The 15,926-nt window shown below is 64.5% G+C and carries 16 protein-coding genes and 2 tRNA genes; 4 read left to right on the top strand and 14 right to left on the bottom strand.

Annotated features, from left to right (window positions below; translation table 11 throughout):
- Nucleotides 1-44 precede the first annotated feature (44 nt).
- The 14 genes from rfbD to FIV02_RS22755 all read right to left on the bottom strand — a co-directional run bounded on the left by rfbD (nucleotide 45) and on the right by FIV02_RS22755 (nucleotide 12,182).
- Entirely contained in the window at nucleotides 45-908 is an 864-nt protein-coding gene (rfbD, locus tag FIV02_RS22820; RefSeq protein ID WP_152489869.1) for a dTDP-4-dehydrorhamnose reductase, read from the bottom strand.
- A complete protein-coding gene (gene rfbC, locus FIV02_RS22815) occupies nucleotides 905-1,453 on the bottom strand; it encodes a dTDP-4-dehydrorhamnose 3,5-epimerase (RefSeq protein WP_152489868.1) in 549 nt (182 codons plus the stop codon). Before rfbC ends, rfbD begins: the two co-directional genes overlap by 4 nt.
- Nucleotides 1,450-2,322 (bottom strand): glucose-1-phosphate thymidylyltransferase RfbA, encoded by an 873-nt coding sequence (rfbA, locus tag FIV02_RS22810; protein WP_152489867.1) that lies wholly within the window; start codon nucleotides 2,320-2,322, stop codon nucleotides 1,450-1,452. The genes rfbC and rfbA overlap by 4 nt, the downstream gene beginning before the upstream one ends.
- A 9-nt stretch (nucleotides 2,323-2,331) precedes the next feature.
- Nucleotides 2,332-3,393 carry a dTDP-glucose 4,6-dehydratase gene (gene rfbB, locus FIV02_RS22805; RefSeq protein ID WP_152489866.1) on the bottom strand — a complete coding sequence of 354 codons (1,062 nt, stop codon included), beginning with the start codon at nucleotides 3,391-3,393 and terminating at the stop codon, nucleotides 2,332-2,334.
- 121 nt (nucleotides 3,394-3,514) lie between these two features.
- A tRNA-Thr gene (locus FIV02_RS22800) sits at nucleotides 3,515-3,590 on the bottom strand.
- A 270-nt stretch (nucleotides 3,591-3,860) separates the two neighbouring features.
- A complete protein-coding gene (locus FIV02_RS22795) occupies nucleotides 3,861-5,099 on the bottom strand; it encodes a methyltransferase (protein ID WP_152489865.1) in 1,239 nt (412 codons plus the stop codon).
- 49 nt (nucleotides 5,100-5,148) lie between these two features.
- Nucleotides 5,149-5,838, bottom strand: coding sequence for an ABC transporter permease (locus tag FIV02_RS22790; protein WP_047586493.1), 690 nt, complete (start codon nucleotides 5,836-5,838; stop codon nucleotides 5,149-5,151).
- A complete protein-coding gene (locus FIV02_RS22785; RefSeq protein WP_134676365.1) occupies nucleotides 5,835-6,530 on the bottom strand; it encodes an ABC transporter permease in 696 nt (231 codons plus the stop codon). Before FIV02_RS22785 ends, FIV02_RS22790 begins: the two co-directional genes overlap by 4 nt.
- Before the next feature lie 54 nt (nucleotides 6,531-6,584).
- The gene (locus tag FIV02_RS22780; protein ID WP_047586557.1) at nucleotides 6,585-7,337 is read right to left on the bottom strand and encodes an ABC transporter substrate-binding protein; all 753 of its coding nucleotides are present in this window, start codon (nucleotides 7,335-7,337) and stop codon (nucleotides 6,585-6,587) included.
- A 15-nt stretch (nucleotides 7,338-7,352) separates the two neighbouring features.
- The gene (locus FIV02_RS22775) at nucleotides 7,353-8,126 is read right to left on the bottom strand and encodes an ABC transporter ATP-binding protein (protein WP_037055322.1); all 774 of its coding nucleotides are present in this window, start codon (nucleotides 8,124-8,126) and stop codon (nucleotides 7,353-7,355) included.
- 247 nt (nucleotides 8,127-8,373) lie between these two features.
- A tRNA-Phe gene (locus tag FIV02_RS22770) sits at nucleotides 8,374-8,449 on the bottom strand.
- A gap of 174 nt (nucleotides 8,450-8,623) precedes the next feature.
- Complete coding sequence (locus FIV02_RS22765) at nucleotides 8,624-8,896, bottom strand: oxidative damage protection protein (protein ID WP_037055319.1); 273 nt, start codon at nucleotides 8,894-8,896, stop codon at nucleotides 8,624-8,626.
- Nucleotides 8,893-9,960 carry an A/G-specific adenine glycosylase gene (gene mutY / locus FIV02_RS22760; protein ID WP_134676366.1) on the bottom strand — a complete coding sequence of 356 codons (1,068 nt, stop codon included), beginning with the start codon at nucleotides 9,958-9,960 and terminating at the stop codon, nucleotides 8,893-8,895. The genes FIV02_RS22765 and mutY overlap by 4 nt, the downstream gene beginning before the upstream one ends.
- A complete protein-coding gene (locus tag FIV02_RS22755) occupies nucleotides 9,957-12,182 on the bottom strand; it encodes an AsmA family protein (protein WP_152489864.1) in 2,226 nt (741 codons plus the stop codon). Before FIV02_RS22755 ends, mutY begins: the two co-directional genes overlap by 4 nt.
- A gap of 411 nt (nucleotides 12,183-12,593) precedes the next feature.
- Between FIV02_RS22755 and FIV02_RS22750 the strand changes: the two genes are divergently transcribed.
- The 4 genes from FIV02_RS22750 to FIV02_RS22735 all read left to right on the top strand — a co-directional run bounded on the left by FIV02_RS22750 (nucleotide 12,594) and on the right by FIV02_RS22735 (nucleotide 15,893).
- The gene (locus FIV02_RS22750) at nucleotides 12,594-14,252 is read left to right on the top strand and encodes an OFA family MFS transporter (RefSeq protein ID WP_037055312.1); all 1,659 of its coding nucleotides are present in this window, start codon (nucleotides 12,594-12,596) and stop codon (nucleotides 14,250-14,252) included.
- Nucleotides 14,253-14,406: 154 nt separating this feature from the next.
- A complete protein-coding gene (hisB, locus tag FIV02_RS22745; protein ID WP_017675949.1) occupies nucleotides 14,407-15,000 on the top strand; it encodes an imidazoleglycerol-phosphate dehydratase HisB in 594 nt (197 codons plus the stop codon).
- Nucleotides 15,001-15,639, top strand: a complete 639-nt coding sequence (gene hisH, locus FIV02_RS22740; protein WP_037055309.1) for an imidazole glycerol phosphate synthase subunit HisH — start codon at nucleotides 15,001-15,003, stop codon at nucleotides 15,637-15,639. It begins immediately after the preceding gene.
- Entirely contained in the window at nucleotides 15,639-15,893 is a 255-nt protein-coding gene (locus FIV02_RS22735; RefSeq protein WP_037055307.1) for a DUF2164 domain-containing protein, read from the top strand. Before hisH ends, FIV02_RS22735 begins: the two co-directional genes overlap by 1 nt.
- Nucleotides 15,894-15,926: the final 33 nt, after the last annotated feature.

Raw genomic sequence — 15,926 nt, 5'->3', positions numbered from 1 at the left:
GCAGGGATGAAAGAAGCGGGGCTGGGTGATCCGGTGCGGAAAGCCTAGGGCGTTTCACCCAGGCACTGTTGCAGTGCCTGGCGCCAGTCGGCCAGGCGCAGGTTCCAGTCGTGCGCCAGGCGCGTGCCGTCCAGGCACGAGTTGAGCGGGCGGCGGGCCGGGGTCGGGTAGTCGCTGCTGGGGATCGGCAGCAGCCTGGCGCAGGGCTTGCCGGCGGCGCGCAGGTGCTCGGCGATGGCCTGAGCGAAGCCGAACCAGCTGGTCTGGCCCTGGTTGGTCAGGTGATAGGTGCCCCAGTGGCGGTTGCCCTGCTGCCAGGCCTGGATCAGCTCGGCGCTGGCTGCCGCGATGCTGCCGGCCCAGGTCGGGGCGCCGATCTGGTCGTCGACCACCTTCAACTCCTCGCGCTCCTGCAGCAGGCGCTGCATGGTCAGCAGGAAGTTGCGCCCGTGGCGCGAGTAGACCCAGCTGGTGCGCAGGATCAGGTGCTCGCAGCCGCTGGCGGCCACGGCCTGCTCGCCGGCCAGCTTGCTCGCGCCGTATACACCGAGCGGATTGCTGGCGTCGTCTTCGTGGTACGCGCCGTCCTTGCTGCCATCGAAGACGTAATCGGTGGAGTAGTGGATCAGCGGGATACCCAGCTCTGCGCAGGCCTTGGCCATGGCGCCGGGGGCTTCGGCGTTGACGGTGAAGGCGCGTTCAGGCTCCTGCTCGGCGAGATCCACGGCCGTGTAGGCGGCGGCATTGATCAGCAGTTGCGGGCGTTCACGCAGGATCGTCTCGCGCAGGCTGGCGGGTTGTTCCAGATCGAATGCCTGGCGTCCCAGGCTCAGCAGCTGGTGGTCGGCGAGTGCGTGCTGCAGGGCTTGGGCAACCTGGCCGGTGTGGCCGCTGATCAGAATCTTCATGCGAAGGTCTCGGCCTCGCTCAGGCTCACGCCCTGCTGGTCCTTGAGCGACAGCTGTGGCGTCAGGCCGTCGAGCGGCCAGTCGATGGCCAGTTGCGCGTCATCCCAGTAGATGCAGCGTTCGTGGGCCGGTGCGTAGTAGTCAGTGGTCTTGTAGAGGAACTCGGCGTAGTCGCTCAGCACCAGGAAGCCATGGGCGAAACCTTCGGGTACCCAGAGCTGGCGCTTGTTCTCGGCGGACAGGTGTACGCCGACCCATTTGCCGAAGTTCGCCGAGCTGCGGCGCACGTCCACGGCCACGTCGTAGACCTCGCCGGCGCTGACCCGCACCAGCTTGCCCTGGGCCTGTTGCAGTTGATAGTGCAGGCCGCGCAGCACCCCGCGCGCCGAGCGCGAGTGATTGTCCTGCACGAAGTCGCGCTGCAGGCCGGTGGCCTCGGCGAAGCGCTTGGCATTGAAACTCTCGAAGAAGAAGCCGCGTTCGTCACCGAACACCTGGGGCTCCAGGATCAGCACTTCCGGCAGTGCGGTCTCGATCACCTTCACTGCGATTCCTCCGCCAGTTTGTACAGGTATTGGCCGTAGCCGGTCTTGCCCAGCGCCTTGGCGCACCTCAGCAGCTGGTCCCGGTCGATCCAGCCCTGCTGGTAGGCGATCTCCTCGAGGCAGGCGACTTTCAGGCCCTGGCGCTTTTCCACCGTCTGCACGTACTGCGAGGCGTCGATCAGGCTGTCGTGGGTGCCGGTGTCGAGCCAGGCGAAGCCACGGCCGAAACGCTCCACGCGCAGATCGCCACGGGCCAGGTACGCGTTGTTGACGTCGGTGATCTCCAGTTCGCCACGTGGCGAGGGTTTGACGGCCTTGGCGATGCGCACCACGTCGTTGTCATAGAAGTACAGGCCGGTCACGGCGAAGCTCGACTTCGGCTTGGCCGGTTTCTCCTCGATCGACAGGGCGTTGCCAGCGGCATCGAACTCCACCACGCCGAAGCGCTCGGGGTCGCTGACCCAGTAGCCGAACACGGTGGCGCCGCTGTCGTGGCTGGCGGCACGCAGCAGCATCTCGGTGAAGTGCTGGCCGTGGAAGATGTTGTCGCCGAGGATCAGGCACACCGAGTCGCTGCCGATGAACGACTCGCCGATCAGGAAGGCCTGGGCCAGGCCATCGGGCGAGGGTTGTTCGGCGTACTGCAAGGTGATGCCGAACTGGCTGCCGTCGCCGAGCATCTTGCTGAAGTTCGGCAGGTCTTCGGGGGTGGAGATGATCAGGATCTCGCGAATGCCGGCGAGCATCAGCACCGACAGCGGGTAGTAGATCATCGGCTTGTCGTAGATCGGCAGCAGCTGCTTGGACACGCCGAGGGTAATGGGGTGCAGACGCGTGCCGGAGCCGCCGGCGAGGATGATGCCTTTCATTGAAACTCCTTAAAGTGCGCCGAGCCGCTGGCCCTGATAGCTGCCATCCTGCACGCGGCGGCACCAGTCGAGGTTGTCCAGGTACCACTGCACCGTCTTGCGCAGGCCGCTGGCGAAGGTTTCCTCTGGTACCCAACCCAGCTCGCGCTCGATCTTGCTGGCGTCGATGGCGTAGCGCAGGTCATGACCGGGGCGATCCTGCACGTAGGTGATCAGCTCCTCGTAGCGGGCAATGCCGGCCGGTTTCTGCGGTGCCAGTTCTTCCAGCAGCGCGCAGATGGCATGCACCACGTCGAGATTCTTCTGCTCGTTGTGTCCGCCAATGTTGTAGGTCTCGCCCACCTGACCCTCGCTGACCACCTTGAGCAGCGCGCGGGCGTGGTCTTCGACATAGAGCCAGTCGCGCACCTGCTGGCCATTCCCGTAGACCGGCAGTGGCTTGCCGGCCAGGGCGTTGAGGATCATCAGCGGGATGAGCTTCTCGGGGAAGTGGTACGGGCCGTAGTTGTTCGAGCAGTTGGTGATCAGCACCGGCAGGCCATAGGTGCGCAGCCAGGCGCGCACCAGGTGGTCGGACGCCGCCTTGCTGGCCGAGTACGGGGAGCTGGGTGCGTAGGGCGTGGTCTCGCTGAACAGGTCGTCGACGCCGTGCAGGTCGCCGTACACCTCGTCGGTGGAGATGTGGTGGAAGCGGAAAGCGGCCTGGCGTTCGGCAGCGAGCCCGAGCCAGTAGCTGCGGACACTTTCCAGCAGGCTGTAGGTGCCGACGATGTTGGTCTGGATGAATGCGGCGGGGCCGTCGATGGAGCGGTCGACATGCGATTCCGCGGCCAGGTGCATCACCGCATCCGGCTGGAATTCGGCCAGCGTCGCGGCGACCTGTTCGCTATCGGCGATGTCCGCCTGCACGAAACGGTAGCGCGGGCTGACGGCGACTGTCTCCAGCGACTCCAGGTTGCCGGCATAGGTCAGCTTGTCGAGGTTGAGCACCTCGTGATCAGTCTGCCGGATCAGGTGGCGAATCAGGGCCGAGCCGATGAAACCGGCACCGCCGGTGATCAGGATGCGCATACATCTACCTCATACTCTTGCAGTGGCTCCTGCCAGCTGCATGTGGAGCCGAAGCCGCTATAGAAGACTGGTCGCTGTAAAACAAAAAAGGCCTGCATGAGAGCAGGCCTTTGATACTAAATGGTGCCGGCACCAGGAGTCGAACCCGGGACCTACTGATTACAAGTCAGTTGCTCTACCAGCTGAGCTATACCGGCTTAGTGGGGGCGCCATTATATCCATTCGTCGGCACGAGTAAAGCCACCTTCAAGCCGCATGTTTACGGGCCTGGCTATCAGCAGCGGTTCTTTTATGCACAAAGAGAAGGCATCGCCGAGCAGTACGCACCGCTGCTGTGCGCTTCGTCACGGTTTTTTCGCAAGTCTTTGTTTTTCTGTAACTTATTTTTGTGGTCGAAAAATAGCCAGATGTCCGCAGGGCAATTCCCTCGGGTGCTGGGTGCTTTTGCCCAGAAAGCATCAACAGAGTTATCCACAGCTTCTGTGTGCAACTCGGGCGCGCTCGGCGACCAGCAGCAGGTTGCGTGGGGTCAGCTGGTAGTCGCAGAAGCTGCCCAGCTTCACGTCATAGCCCTGCTCCTGCAGGTACAGGGCGCGATCGAGCAGCAGCCAGAGCTCCAGCGGGCGACGGAACAGGTTGCGCAGCAGTTCGAGGTTGCGCACCTCGGCCAGGCGTTGCCAGCCGCGGGCCTCCAGTGCCTGCCAGTCCTGCTCGCCGGGAGCGGGTACCTCACGCAGTGCGGCCAGGTCCTGGCAGAAGCTGGCGAACGGCTTGCTGAACCACTTACTGGGCAGCGAGGGGGTCGGCAGGTACTCGTCGACGCCCCTGAGCTGGCGTTGCAGCAGGTCGAAGGCCAGGCGCCAGGCCATCGACTGGTTGCGCTGGCGACGTACGCGCGCTCCCGCCGTCACGGTTTCGCTGAGCGGCAGGCCGAGGTCGTCACGTGACAGGCGCAGCGCCGATGCCTGCGCCACCTGCGACAGGGCCTGGTAGTGCGGGGCGGCAATGCGGTTGTAGCAGCAGGGCGCGACCGCCAGCTGTGTACAGCCTTTCTGCTTGGCCAGTTGCAGCAGGCGTACGTGGAGGTCGCCGCAGGCATGCAGGGCGACGAGCGTCTGCCCGGCATTGAGTCGCTCGGCGACGTCGTCGCCGAGCACATCCTGATGCAGATGCGCCGCCTGCACGCCCAGGCGGCGGCTGAGCAGGTCGCCGGCCTGCACCAGCGCCGGGTCGTACTCCAGGCACGTCAGTCGTTGCTCGTCCTGGGTCAGCCAGCGACCGAGATGGCCCTTGCCCGAGCACCAGTCGAGCCAGTGGCGCGGGCGCAGGCCGAACGACAGGTGGCTGGCGAAGGCCTGGATCTGCGCCATCTTGCGCCCGGGGACATCGACGCCGAACGCGTGCGAGCGCTGTGTGCCGGCCGCGTTCGGCAGTTCGCCCAGGGCGCTCAGCTCGTGCGCCTGGCGTGCCAGCTCGGCGAAGGGCGCGGGTGCTGCGAGTTGGTAGGGGGCGTGGTCGGCGGCCTCTGCCTGCTCCAGCGAGCGGCCGCGCAACCAGTTGGCGAGCTCGGGGAGCTGGCTCTCCCAGGGCAGTTGCAGGTGATGAAACGGCCTGGGGCGCCACAGGCCCTGGTGCTGCAGGAGGAAGCCGTCCAGCGCCTGGAAGCGGATGAGCAGATCGCCGGAGGTGAGGAAAGGCTCTGACATGATGCTCGTGACGGGCGAGGGGCCGTCCGCAAGGGACGGCCCGAATGGCTCAGCGACCCTGGCAGGCGTCGACGCGCAGCCAGCGTTCCAGCAGGCGGAAGGCCCTTACCAGAACAAAGGCGATGGCCAGGTAGAACAGGCCGGCCGCGAAGAAGATCTCGACCGGCAGGTAGGTGCGGGCAATGATGGTGCGCGCCATGCCGGTCAGTTCCAGCAGGGTGACGGTGCTGGCCAGGGCGCTGGCCTTGAGCATCAGGATCACTTCGTTGCTGTAGGCCGGCAAGCCGATGCGCGCGGCGCGCGGCAGGATGATGTAGAACATCGCCTGCGCCCGTGACATGCCCAGTGCGCGGGCGGCCTCGACCTCGCCCTGCGGCACGGCCTGGATGGCGCCGCGCAGGATCTCGGCAATGTAGGCCGCGGTATGCAGGGTCATGGTGATGATTGCGCACCAGTAGGGGTCACGCAGGTAGGGCCACAGCGGGCCATGGCGCACGGCATCGAACTGCGCCAGGCCGTAGTAGACCAGAAACAGCTGCACCAGCAGCGGCGTGCCACGGAAGAAGAAGATGTAGCCGTAGGGCAGGGCGCGTACGTACCAGTGCTTGGACGCGCGGGCGATGCCCATGGGCAATGCGACGATCAGGCCGGCCACGACGGCAATGGCCACCAGTTCGAGTGTCAGCAGCGCGCCTTCGGACAGGCGCGGCAGCCATTTGATGATGACTTCCCAGTTCATGAGGCGCTCCGGACGAAGCCACGGCTAGCGCGCTTCTCGAGGAAATGCAGGCCGATCATGGCGAGAACGGTCAGGCCCAGATAGATGAAGGCGGCGACCATATAGAAGGTGAAGGGCTCCTTGCTCGCGGTCACGGCGATCTGCGAGCGGCGCATGATCTCTTCCAGGCCGATCACCGAGACCAGTGCGGTGTCCTTCATCAGGATCATGAACAGGTTGCCCAGGCCGGGCAGGGCGATGCGCCACATCTGCGGCAGGACCAGCTTCCAGAGAATCCGCCCGCTGGACATGCCCAGTGCCTGGCCCGCTTCGCGGTGGCCTTTGGGAATGGCGAGGATGGCGCCGCGGAACACTTCGGTGGCATAGGCACCAAAACACAGGCCGAGGGCGATGGTGCCCGCAGCGAAGGCGGAAAGCTCGAGGCTCTCGACGCCAAGCAGGTCGGCCAGGCTGCGCATCAGGCCGACGGTGCCGAAATAGATCAGCAGCACCCAGAGCAGCTCGGGCACGCCGCGCACGATGGTGGAATAGCTGCCGCCGAGCCACTGCAGCGGCTTGTACGGCGAAGTCTTGGCCAGCGCACCCAGCAGGCCCAGCACCAGACCGACCGACAGCGCGGACAGCGCCAGTTTGACGGTCATCAGGGTGCCGGCGGCCAGGGCGGGGCCGAATCCGTGGAGTTCGAAAATCATCGGAGGGCTCGGGCAGTTGCGCCGCCGCGTGGGCGGCGCAATGCCTTCAGGTCATCAATAGATGCTGAACGGGAAGTACTTGTCGTTGATCTGCTTGTAGGTGCCGTCTTCGATGATGGCTTGCAGAGCGGTGTTCAGCTTCTCGCGCAGCGGGTCGCCCTTGCGCACGGCGATGCCGATCTTGTCGTTGTCGAATACCGGGTCGCCCTTGAACTCGAAGTCCTTGCCGGCATCGCTCTTGAGCCATTCCCAGTTGACGAAGGTGTCGGCCAGCACGCCATCGAGACGGCCGGAGGCCAGGTCGAGGTAGGCGTTTTCCTGGGTGTCATACAGCTTGATGTCGACGACCTTGCCGAGGTTGTCTTCCAGCCAGGTGCCGGCGATGGTGGCGCGCTGGGCACCAATCACCTTGCCCTTGAGGCTGGCTTCGTCGGTCTTGAAGTCGGCGGACTTGGGTGCGATGAACTGCAGCTTGTTGGTGTAGTACGCATCGGTGAAGTCGACGGCCTGCTTGCGCTCGTCGGTGATCGACATGGAGGCGATCAGGAAGTCGAACTTCTTGGCGTTCAGGGCCGGGATGATGCCGTCCCAGTCGGAGGTAACCACTTCGCACTCGGCTTTCATCTTGGCGCACAGTGCCTGGCCGATTTCCACGTCGAAGCCGGTGACCTTGCCGCTGGCGTCGATCAGGTTGAAGGGCGGGTAGGCGCCTTCGGTGCCGAGTTTCAGTTTGTCAGCGGCGACAGCGCTGGTGCCGAAGGCCAGAGTGGCGGCCGCGGCCAGCAGGATCTTCTTATAGTTCTGCATGCATGTTGCTCCGTGTTAGCGATTGCTGGACATGAATTGTTTACAGCGTGCCGATTGCGGGTTTTCGAACACCTGGGCGGGTGGCCCCTGCTCCTCGACCAGGCCCTGGTGGAGGAACACCACCTCGCTGGACACCTGGCGAGCGAAACTCATTTCGTGGGTAACCAGCAGCATGGTGCGACCCTCGTCGGCAAGCGCGCGAATCACATTAAGCACTTCTTGTACCATCTCCGGGTCGAGGGCCGAAGTCGGTTCATCGAAGAGGATCACCTTCGGTTGCATGGCCAGGGTGCGGGCGATGGCTGCACGCTGCTGCTGGCCGCCGGAAAGCTGGTTGGGATAGACATGACGCTTGTCGGCGATGCCGACCTTGGCCAGCAGCGCCTCGGCCACCTCGGTGGCTTCGGCCTTGCTCTGGCCCAGTACGCGGCGCGGTGCCTCGATGATGTTGTCGAGCACGCTCATGTGCGGCCACAGATTGAAATTCTGGAAGACGAAGCCGATCTCGCTGCGCAGGCGGTTGATCTGCTTGTTGTCGGCGGCGATCAGGTCGCCGTTCTTCGCGGCCTTGAGCTTGAGCTCCTCGCCAGCGACGAAGATCTGACCCTCGTGCGGGTTTTCTAGCAGGTTGATGCAACGCAGGAAGGTGGACTTGCCGGAGCCGGAAGAACCGAGGATGGAGATGACGTCACCGTCCCTGGCCGTCAGGGAAATGCCCTTGAGCACTTCGAGATCGCCGTAGCGTTTGTGCAGGTTGCGGATTTCCAGCGCGGGCGTCGCCTCGGCCATGGGGTGTGATCCTCTTCTTCTTCGAATGCGCTCCGGCGTACGGCGGGCCATCCTGGCTGGCGGCCAAGCTAGCATAGCGTTTCCGTGACCGCCAAGCCGTTTGCCGGGCGATAGCAGGTTGCCGGGTCGCAGGTGTCGCCTGGTTACAGTTGCTTGTCGCGCAGGCGAAACAATGGCACGAGAAATTTGCGGGAGGCAGAAAGCAAAAAGCCCCAGCACGTGGCTGAGGCTCTTTGTCATGTATCAGTGGTGCCCAGGGACGGAATCGAACCGCCGACACGGGGATTTTCAATCCCCTGCTCTACCAACTGAGCTACCTGGGCCAACGGGGCGCTATTAGACGGATTTGCAGGATCAGTGTCAAGCGCGAGTTGGAAAAATATTTAAATATTTCGGGCGCTTAGGTTCGTGAGCGAGAAAAGCGGGGAGGGCCGGCCGGGTCGCGCGTGGGCAACGTGCGAAGGTTGCCGTGGCCAAAGCCCCTCCCTTCAGCATGCTTATTCGCTGGGCGGCACGTAGCCTTCGGCTTGGGCGTATTCCTCGCCGGAGAGGAACTTGTCCATCTCGGCCTGGAGGAACTTGCGATCCTCGGCGTTCATCATGTTCAGGCGACGCTCGTTGATCAGCATGGTCTGGTGCTTCTGCCACTCGTCCCAGGCCTGCCTGGAGACGTTGTTGAAGATGTCTTCGCCTTTGGCGCCGGGGTAGGGCGCGCGATCCAGGCCGGGCAGTTCCTGTTTGTATTTGCGGCACAGCACGGTGCGGGTCATGTCGGTTCTCCAGCGGTAATGGCTTGCGCCGCGCGTTTCAGCAGCTTCTTCACCGGGGCGGCAAGGCCCAGGCGCGGCGGGGTGGCGAGGTTATACCAGAGCCAGTCGTCCTCGGCCACGCGGCTCGGCTGCTCGGTCACCCGCACCAGCCAGGGTTCGATCGCCAGCTGGAAGTGGCTGAAGGTGTGGGTCAGGCCTTCCAGTTCACGGCGTGTGCCGAGGTCGAGCTGGCGCTGCTGGCCGAGCGCGCCGAGCTGCTCGAGATCGTCCAGCTCCGGCAGGCTCCACAGCCCGCCCCACAGCCCCGTCGACGGCCGGCGGTAGAGCAGGATGTCGCCGTCAGCGTTGACCAGCAGTGGCATCAGGGTGCGTTTCTGCGGCAGGGCCTTGCGCGGCTTGGCCACCGGGTAGCGGATTTCCAGGCCGAGCAGGTGCGCCTGGCAGCCGCTGCGCACCGGGCACAGCAGGCAGGTCGGCTTGCTGCGGGTGCACAGGGTGGCGCCGAGGTCCATCATGGCCTGGGTGTAATGGTTGACGCGCTCGTGCGGGGTCAGGCGCTCGGCCACGTCCCACAGTTGCCTGGCCACCTTCGGCTCACCGGGGTAGCCCTCCTGCGCCACGTAGCGTGCCAGTACCCGTTTGACGTTGCCGTCGAGGATCGGCGCGCGCAGGCCCATGCTCAGGCTGGCGATGGCGCCGGCGGTGGAGCGGCCGATGCCGGGCAGTTCGCTGAGGGCGTCGACGCTGCGCGGAAACTCGCCGCCATGCTCGCGCATGATGATCTGCGCGGTCTTCTGCAGGTTGCGCGCACGGGTGTAGTAGCCCAGGCCGGTCCACAGGTGCAGCACTTCGTCTTCCGCCGCCTCGGCCAGGTCCTTCACGGTCGGCAGGGCGGCCATGAAGCGGTCGAAGTAGCCGAGCACGGTGCTGACCTGGGTCTGCTGCAGCATGATTTCCGACACCCAGACACGGTAGGGCGTGATGCCCTGCTGCCAGGGCAGGTCCTTGCGTCCGTGCTGGTCGTACCAGGCCAGCACGGCGCCGTTGAACTGCTCGGGGCTCATCGGTTGAACAGGCCCTTGAGTGCGTCTTTCAGCTCCGGGCTGACCTTGTCGCCGAGTTTCTCCTCGAGCTTCTCGGTCAGCTTGTTGCCGGCCAGGCGCGCAGCGATCTTGCCGAGGCCGTCCTGGTCGAGGCGACAGGCCTTGGCGCCAAGCTCCAGCGGGCCACGGCAGCGCAGCGGCCATTCGATGCCGACATAGCGTTCGTTGACCTGGCAGGCCGGGTCGGGCATCTCGCGCTGGTCGCCTTCGATGGTGATGCCGACCTGGTAGTCGATGCCGAGCACGCGCAGGTCGAGGTCGCCCTTGCCGCTTACCGCCAGGCCCGGGATCTGCGCCTTCATGTCCGGGTTGTGCGCTACGCCGTTACGCACGCTCAGGCTGCCCTTGAGCTCGCGGAAGGGGGTGTCCTTGCCGGTCGGCGGGTTGCTCATGGCCTTGCGGTTGAGGGTGGCTATGCCACGGCAGAGCTGCTGCTCGAGGTTGGCATCGACCAGCACGCCATCGTTGAGCACGAAGCTGGCAGTGCCGTTGAGCGCTTCGACCCAGGCCTTCTGGCTGTTGCCACGGGTGTTGAACTTGGCGTCGAGGTCGAGCAGACCACGGATCGGCGCGGGCTGGCCGTCCTTCTTCAGGAAGGGTTCGACGGGCATACGGCTGAGGCGTTTCTCCACGCTGAGCATGGGGTCGGCCTGGCGCACGTCGATGCGGCCATTGCCGCTGAAGCTGCCGCCCTGCAGCTTGCCGCGAACGTCCTGCAGGGTGATCAGGCCGCCGCGACCGTTGGCTTTCAGGGTCACGTCGGTGAAGGGTTGCTGGTCGAAGGTCAGTTGCCCCAGGCTCAGGGCCAGCTGCAGGTCGAGCTTGCGCAGCTGATCGACCGGCAGGACCTTGTCGTCGCTCCAGGCCTGCTGGGTCGGCGCATTGGGCAGTGGCGTGCTGCCGTCCTTGCCGGCGCTGGAGATGCTGTCCTTGACCTCGGCCTGGCGCGCTGCGGCGGCCTTGTCCTTGGTCTCCGGCGGCAGGTAATCGTCCAGGTTGAGCGTGTCGCCCTTGAGGTCGGCGCGCAGCGCCTGGCGGGCGAAGTCGGCCACGCCCAGGCTGCCGGTGAAGGTGCTGCCGTCGAGCTTGAGGGTGAGGTCTTCGAGCATCATGCCGTTGCTCGAACCATTCAGGCGGCTGACCAGTTCGAACTGGTTGAGGCTGTTGGCGTCACGGGTCTTCGGCAGCTCCACGCCGATGCCATCGAGGAACTCGCGCAGGTTGAGCGGCGCGATGGACAGGCCGCCAGACAGCTTGGCGTCCTTGTCCAGCTCGCGGGCCTTGAGTTCGCCCAGGGCGCGCAGCTGGTTGGCGGAGAGCTTCAGGCTGTTCCATTCGGCGATGTTGGCCGCCAGATCGACCAGCAGCTGGCCTTGTGCGGAGAAGTTCAGGGTCTTGCCCTTGAGCGGTTCGCCCGAGACTTCGCCGGCCAGCTTCAGGTCTTCGAACTGGTAGCGCTTGAGGGCCCGGTCGAAGCGCAGCTGGCCTTCCACTTCGCTGCGCGCACGCAGCACCGGTTGGTTGGTGCCGAAGAAGGCGCTGAGCTTGAGCGGAATGCTCGCGCCTTCACGGATGGCGCCGGTCTTCAGTTCGATGTTCTCCAGGGTGAACTGCTGGCCTTTCTGTGCATCGCTGTAGTCGATGCGCGAATTGCTCAGGCTCAGGCTGTCGATGTCCAGCTTCAGCGGTTGGCCAGCGGGTTTTTCCCCAGGCTGCTCGGCGGGGGTGTCTTCGCTCGGGGCGGGTTCGCCAGGCGCTTGCTGCGCCACGGTGGTCTCGGCGGGGCGGCCGACACCTTCCCAGTTGCCGTGGCCCTTGTCGTCACGTTGCAGGTTGAGGTTGAGGCCGTCGATGCGGATATCGCTCATCTGCACTTCCTTGCGCAGCAGCGGCATCACGCGCACGGAGAGCCCGATCAGGCGCAGGTCGGCGAAGGGTTTGTCCGGCGTATCGGCGCTGGCCAGGGTGGCGTCGGTCAGCTCCAGGCCCAGCCAGGGGAACAGGCTCCAGCCGATGTCACCCTTGAGTTGCAGGTCGAGGTTGGCCTTGTCGTGGGCGATCTGGCGAATCTCGTCCTTGTAGTCGTTGGGGTCGAACAGGTGAGTCAGGGCAAACAGCAGCGCCACTATGATCAGTAGCAAGCCGAGAAAGAAAAGGCCCAGGATCTTGCCTAGCGCTTTCATGAGCGGGGTCCTTGGTTTCGATGGCTGGAATGGCGGGAAACAGACGGTCGCCGATTATAGCCTCATGTGCAGTCGCGAGGCGTTCGCAGTGGGCGGGTCGCGGTGCTCGGCTGGGTGTTGGATCGAAAACCCGGCAAGCGGTTCCCGGTGATCATGTGGGCCAGGTCGTCGTCGCGTGATCGGCCTGGAGTTCGTGGCGGAAACGGCAGGGGCATCGACGCCATCTATCGGTCGATAGATGCGGCCTTTTGCTTTTTTGCTGAAATCACATGAAAAGTGCGTGAAACGCTAAAAAAACTTCAGCAGCGCGGCGATTTGTCGCGCCTGGGTGCTACTCTCTGCAAACTTTGGCTGCGGTGCATTGTCGCGCCTGCCTTGGTTCGCTTGCCAACATAAAAAGAGAAACTCCCTATGACTGACGCCTTTGCATTGGACGGTGTTGCGGCAAAGCCTGCATTTCTGTCCAAGGAACGCATCATCGCGAAAACCGGTTTCAACCGCTGGCTGGTTCCGCCTGCTGCCCTCGCCATCCACCTCTGCATCGGGATGGCCTACGGCTTCTCCGTCTTCTGGCTGCCGTTGTCCAAGGCCGTGGGCATCACCGCTGCCACGGCCTGTGCGCCCGACATGGGCTTCTTCGAGCAGGTGTTCGCCAGCAACTGCGACTGGCAGATCTCCATGCTCGGCTGGGTCTACACCCTGTTCTTCGTCTTTCTCGGTTGCTCGGCTGCCATCTGGGGTGGCTGGCTGGAGCATGCCGGCCCGCGCAAGGCTGGCGTCGTGTCCGCGCTGTGCTGGTGCGGTGGTCTGCTGATTTCCGCGCTGGGCATCTATACCCACCAGATCTGGCTGTTGTGGCTGGGCTCCGGGGTCATCGGCGGTATCGGCCTGGGGCTGGGCTACATCTCTCCGGTGTCGACCCTGATCAAGTGGTTCCCGGACAAGCGCGGCATGGCCACCGGCATGGCGATCATGGGCTTCGGCGGTGGTGCGATGGTCGGTGCGCCGCTGGCGGCGATGCTGATGAACCACTTCGCCACGCCGGACAGCGTCGGTGTCTGGCAGAGCTTCGTGGTGATGGCGGCGATCTACTTCGTCTTCATGATGGGCGGCGCCCTGGCGTACCGCGTACCGCCGACCGGCTGGAAACCGGCTGGCTGGACCGCTCCGGCGGCCAAGGCCAACAACGCCATGATCACCAAGGGTCACGTGCACGTTAATACCGCCTGGAAAACGCCGCAGTTCTGGCTGGTCTGGGCCGTTCTGTGTCTGAACGTCTCGGCGGGCATCGGCATCATCGGCATGGCTTCGCCGCTGCTGCAGGAAGTCTTCGCCGGCAGGCTGATCGGTGTCGACCTGGCCTTCAACGAACTCAGCGCTGCGCAGCTGGCGGAGATCGCCGCCATCGCCGCGGGTTTCACCGGCCTGCTCAGCCTGTTCAACATCGGTGGGCGCTTCTTCTGGGCATCCTGCTCGGACTTCATCGGCCGCAAGGGCACCTATTTCGTGTTCTTCGGCCTGGGGCTGGCGCTCTACGCCTCGGTGCCGATGCTCGGCCACCTGGGCAGTCTGGCGCTGTTCGTCCTGGCATTCTGCGTGATCCTGTCGATGTACGGCGGCGGCTTCGCCACCGTGCCGGCCTACCTGGCCGACCTGTTCGGCACGCAGAACGTCGGCGCCATCCATGGCCGCCTGCTGACTGCCTGGGCCGTGGCCGGCGTGCTGGGTCCGGTGCTGGTCAACTACCTGCGCGAGTATCAGCTGAGCATCGGTGTGGAGAAGGCCGCAGCCTACGACATCACCCTGTATATCCTCTCCGGCCTGCTGGTGCTGGGCTTCATCTGCAACGCCCTGGTGCGTCCGGTGGCGCCGAAGTACTTCATGAACGAAGCCGAGCTGGCTGCCGAGCGCGCCCATGGCGAGAAGTCGGCACCGGCGGCGAGCGAGCTGGAGTGGGCGGCTGATCCGTCGAGCAAGCCGGTGGCGGTGTTCGCCTGGCTGGTGGTCGGCGTGCCGCTGGCCTGGGGTGTGTGGATCACCCTGCAGAAGACGGTCGTGCTGTTCCAGTAACCCGTCCTGGTAACGAAAAGCCCGCGCCGGTCTGCGACCTGCGCGGGCTTTTTCGTTTGCGGGTTGTACCCGCCCGACCATCGCCGGTAGCCGTTGCGCCCCCGGCACGCCTATAATATCGGCCTTTTTCCGTTGGTAATTCGTGGAGCTGGTGATGGCCGAACGTACGGCATTCGTCGAGCGCAACACCCTCGAGACCCAGGTCAAGGTCTCGATCAACCTGGATGGCACCGGCAAGGCGCGCTTCGACATCGGTGTGCCTTTTCTCGAGCACATGCTCGACCAGATCGCCCGTCATGGTCTGATCGACCTCGATATCGAGTGCAAGGGCGATCTGCACATCGACGATCACCACACCGTCGAGGACGTCGGCATCACCCTGGGCCAGGCCTTCACCAAGGCCATCGGCGACAAGAAGGGCATGACCCGCTATGGCCATTCCTATGTGCCGCTGGACGAGGCGCTGTCGCGCGTGGTGATCGACTTCTCCGGTCGTCCCGGCCTGCAGATGCACGTGCCGTTCACCCGCGCGGTGGTCGGCAACTTCGATGTCGACCTGTTCCAGGAGTTCTTCCAGGGCTTCGTCAACCACGCGCTGGTGTCGCTGCACATCGACAACCTGCGTGGGCACAACACCCACCACCAGATCGAGACCGTGTTCAAGGCCTTCGGCCGCGCGCTGCGCATGGCCGTCGAGCTGGACCCGCGCATGGCCGGGCAGATGCCGTCGACCAAGGGTTGCCTGTAAATGCAGACGGTAGCCGTAATCGACTATGGCATGGGCAACCTGCACTCGGTGGCCAAGGCGCTCGAACACGTCGGTGCTGGCCGCGTACTGGTGACCAGCGATGCCAAGGTGATTCGTGAGGCGGATCGCGTGGTGTTCCCCGGTGTGGGGGCGATCCGCGATTGCATGGGCGAGATCAGACGCCTGGGCTTCGATGCGCTGGTGCGTGAAGTCAGCGCCGACCGGCCGTTCCTGGGTATCTGCGTCGGCATGCAGGCGCTGCTCGAACGCAGCGAAGAGAACGACGGTGTGGACTGCATCGGCCTGTTCCCCGGTCAGGTGCGTTTCTTCGGCAAGGACCTGGCCGAAGACGGCGAGCGCCTGAAGGTGCCGCACATGGGCTGGAACGAAGTCAGCCAGGCGGTCAAGCATCCGCTGTGGCACGACATTCCCGACCAGGCGCGCTTCTACTTCGTGCACAGCTACTACATCGAGGCCGGCAAGCCGCAGCAGGTGGTCGGCCGTGGCCACTATGGCAAGGACTTCGCCGCCGCGCTGGCCGAGGGTTCGCGCTTCGCCGTGCAGTTCCACCCGGAGAAGAGCCACACCCACGGCCTGCAGTTGCTGCAGAACTTCATCGCCTGGGACGGTCGCTGGTAATGGCGCGGGCCAAGGTTCCCAGTCTGGCGCTCGAACCTGCCCAGGAGCAGGCGGCGCTGTTGCTGCTGCAGCGTTTTCTCGATGAGCGTTTCGAGCTGCAGCTGGGCACCTTCGAGGTTCAGGAAGTGCTGGACCTGATCACCCGCGAGCTGGCACCGCACTACTACAACAAGGCCATTCTCGATGTGCAGGCGCACCTGAAAGACAGGTTCGAGAGCATCGAGAGCGACCTCTGGGCGCTCGAGAAGAACTGAGCGCCTTACCGAATTCAAACTTGAGCAGGTTCA

The sequence above is a fragment of the Pseudomonas sp. THAF187a genome (assembly GCF_009363395.1).
Lineage (GTDB): Bacteria > Pseudomonadota > Gammaproteobacteria > Pseudomonadales > Pseudomonadaceae > Aquipseudomonas > Aquipseudomonas khazarica.
The sequence above is the reverse complement of the archived record's forward strand: the minus strand, read 5'-3'. Positions and strand labels throughout refer to the sequence as shown.

Excerpts from the sequence above, each read along its gene's own strand:
- rfbD (WP_152489869.1), bottom strand. The coding sequence starts at position 908 with ATGAAGATTCTGATCAGCGGCCACACCGGCCAGGTTGCCCAAGCCCTG.
- rfbA (WP_152489867.1), bottom strand. The coding sequence starts at position 2,322 with ATGAAAGGCATCATCCTCGCCGGCGGCTCCGGCACGCGTCTGCACCCC.
- rfbB (WP_152489866.1), bottom strand. The coding sequence starts at position 3,393 with ATGCGCATCCTGATCACCGGCGGTGCCGGTTTCATCGGCTCGGCCCTG.
- FIV02_RS22795 (WP_152489865.1), bottom strand. The coding sequence starts at position 5,099 with ATGTCAGAGCCTTTCCTCACCTCCGGCGATCTGCTCATCCGCTTCCAG.
- FIV02_RS22790 (WP_047586493.1), bottom strand. The coding sequence starts at position 5,838 with ATGAACTGGGAAGTCATCATCAAATGGCTGCCGCGCCTGTCCGAAGGC.
- FIV02_RS22785 (WP_134676365.1), bottom strand. The coding sequence starts at position 6,530 with ATGATTTTCGAACTCCACGGATTCGGCCCCGCCCTGGCCGCCGGCACC.
- FIV02_RS22780 (WP_047586557.1), bottom strand. The coding sequence starts at position 7,337 with ATGCAGAACTATAAGAAGATCCTGCTGGCCGCGGCCGCCACTCTGGCC.
- FIV02_RS22775 (WP_037055322.1), bottom strand. The coding sequence starts at position 8,126 with ATGGCCGAGGCGACGCCCGCGCTGGAAATCCGCAACCTGCACAAACGC.
- FIV02_RS22765 (WP_037055319.1), bottom strand. The coding sequence starts at position 8,896 with ATGACCCGCACCGTGCTGTGCCGCAAATACAAACAGGAACTGCCCGGC.
- mutY (WP_134676366.1), bottom strand. The coding sequence starts at position 9,960 with ATGAGCCCCGAGCAGTTCAACGGCGCCGTGCTGGCCTGGTACGACCAG.
- FIV02_RS22755 (WP_152489864.1), bottom strand. The coding sequence starts at position 12,182 with ATGAAAGCGCTAGGCAAGATCCTGGGCCTTTTCTTTCTCGGCTTGCTA.
- FIV02_RS22750 (WP_037055312.1), top strand. The coding sequence starts at position 12,594 with ATGACTGACGCCTTTGCATTGGACGGTGTTGCGGCAAAGCCTGCATTT.
- hisB (WP_017675949.1), top strand. The coding sequence starts at position 14,407 with ATGGCCGAACGTACGGCATTCGTCGAGCGCAACACCCTCGAGACCCAG.
- hisH (WP_037055309.1), top strand. The coding sequence starts at position 15,001 with ATGCAGACGGTAGCCGTAATCGACTATGGCATGGGCAACCTGCACTCG.
- FIV02_RS22735 (WP_037055307.1), top strand. The coding sequence starts at position 15,639 with ATGGCGCGGGCCAAGGTTCCCAGTCTGGCGCTCGAACCTGCCCAGGAG.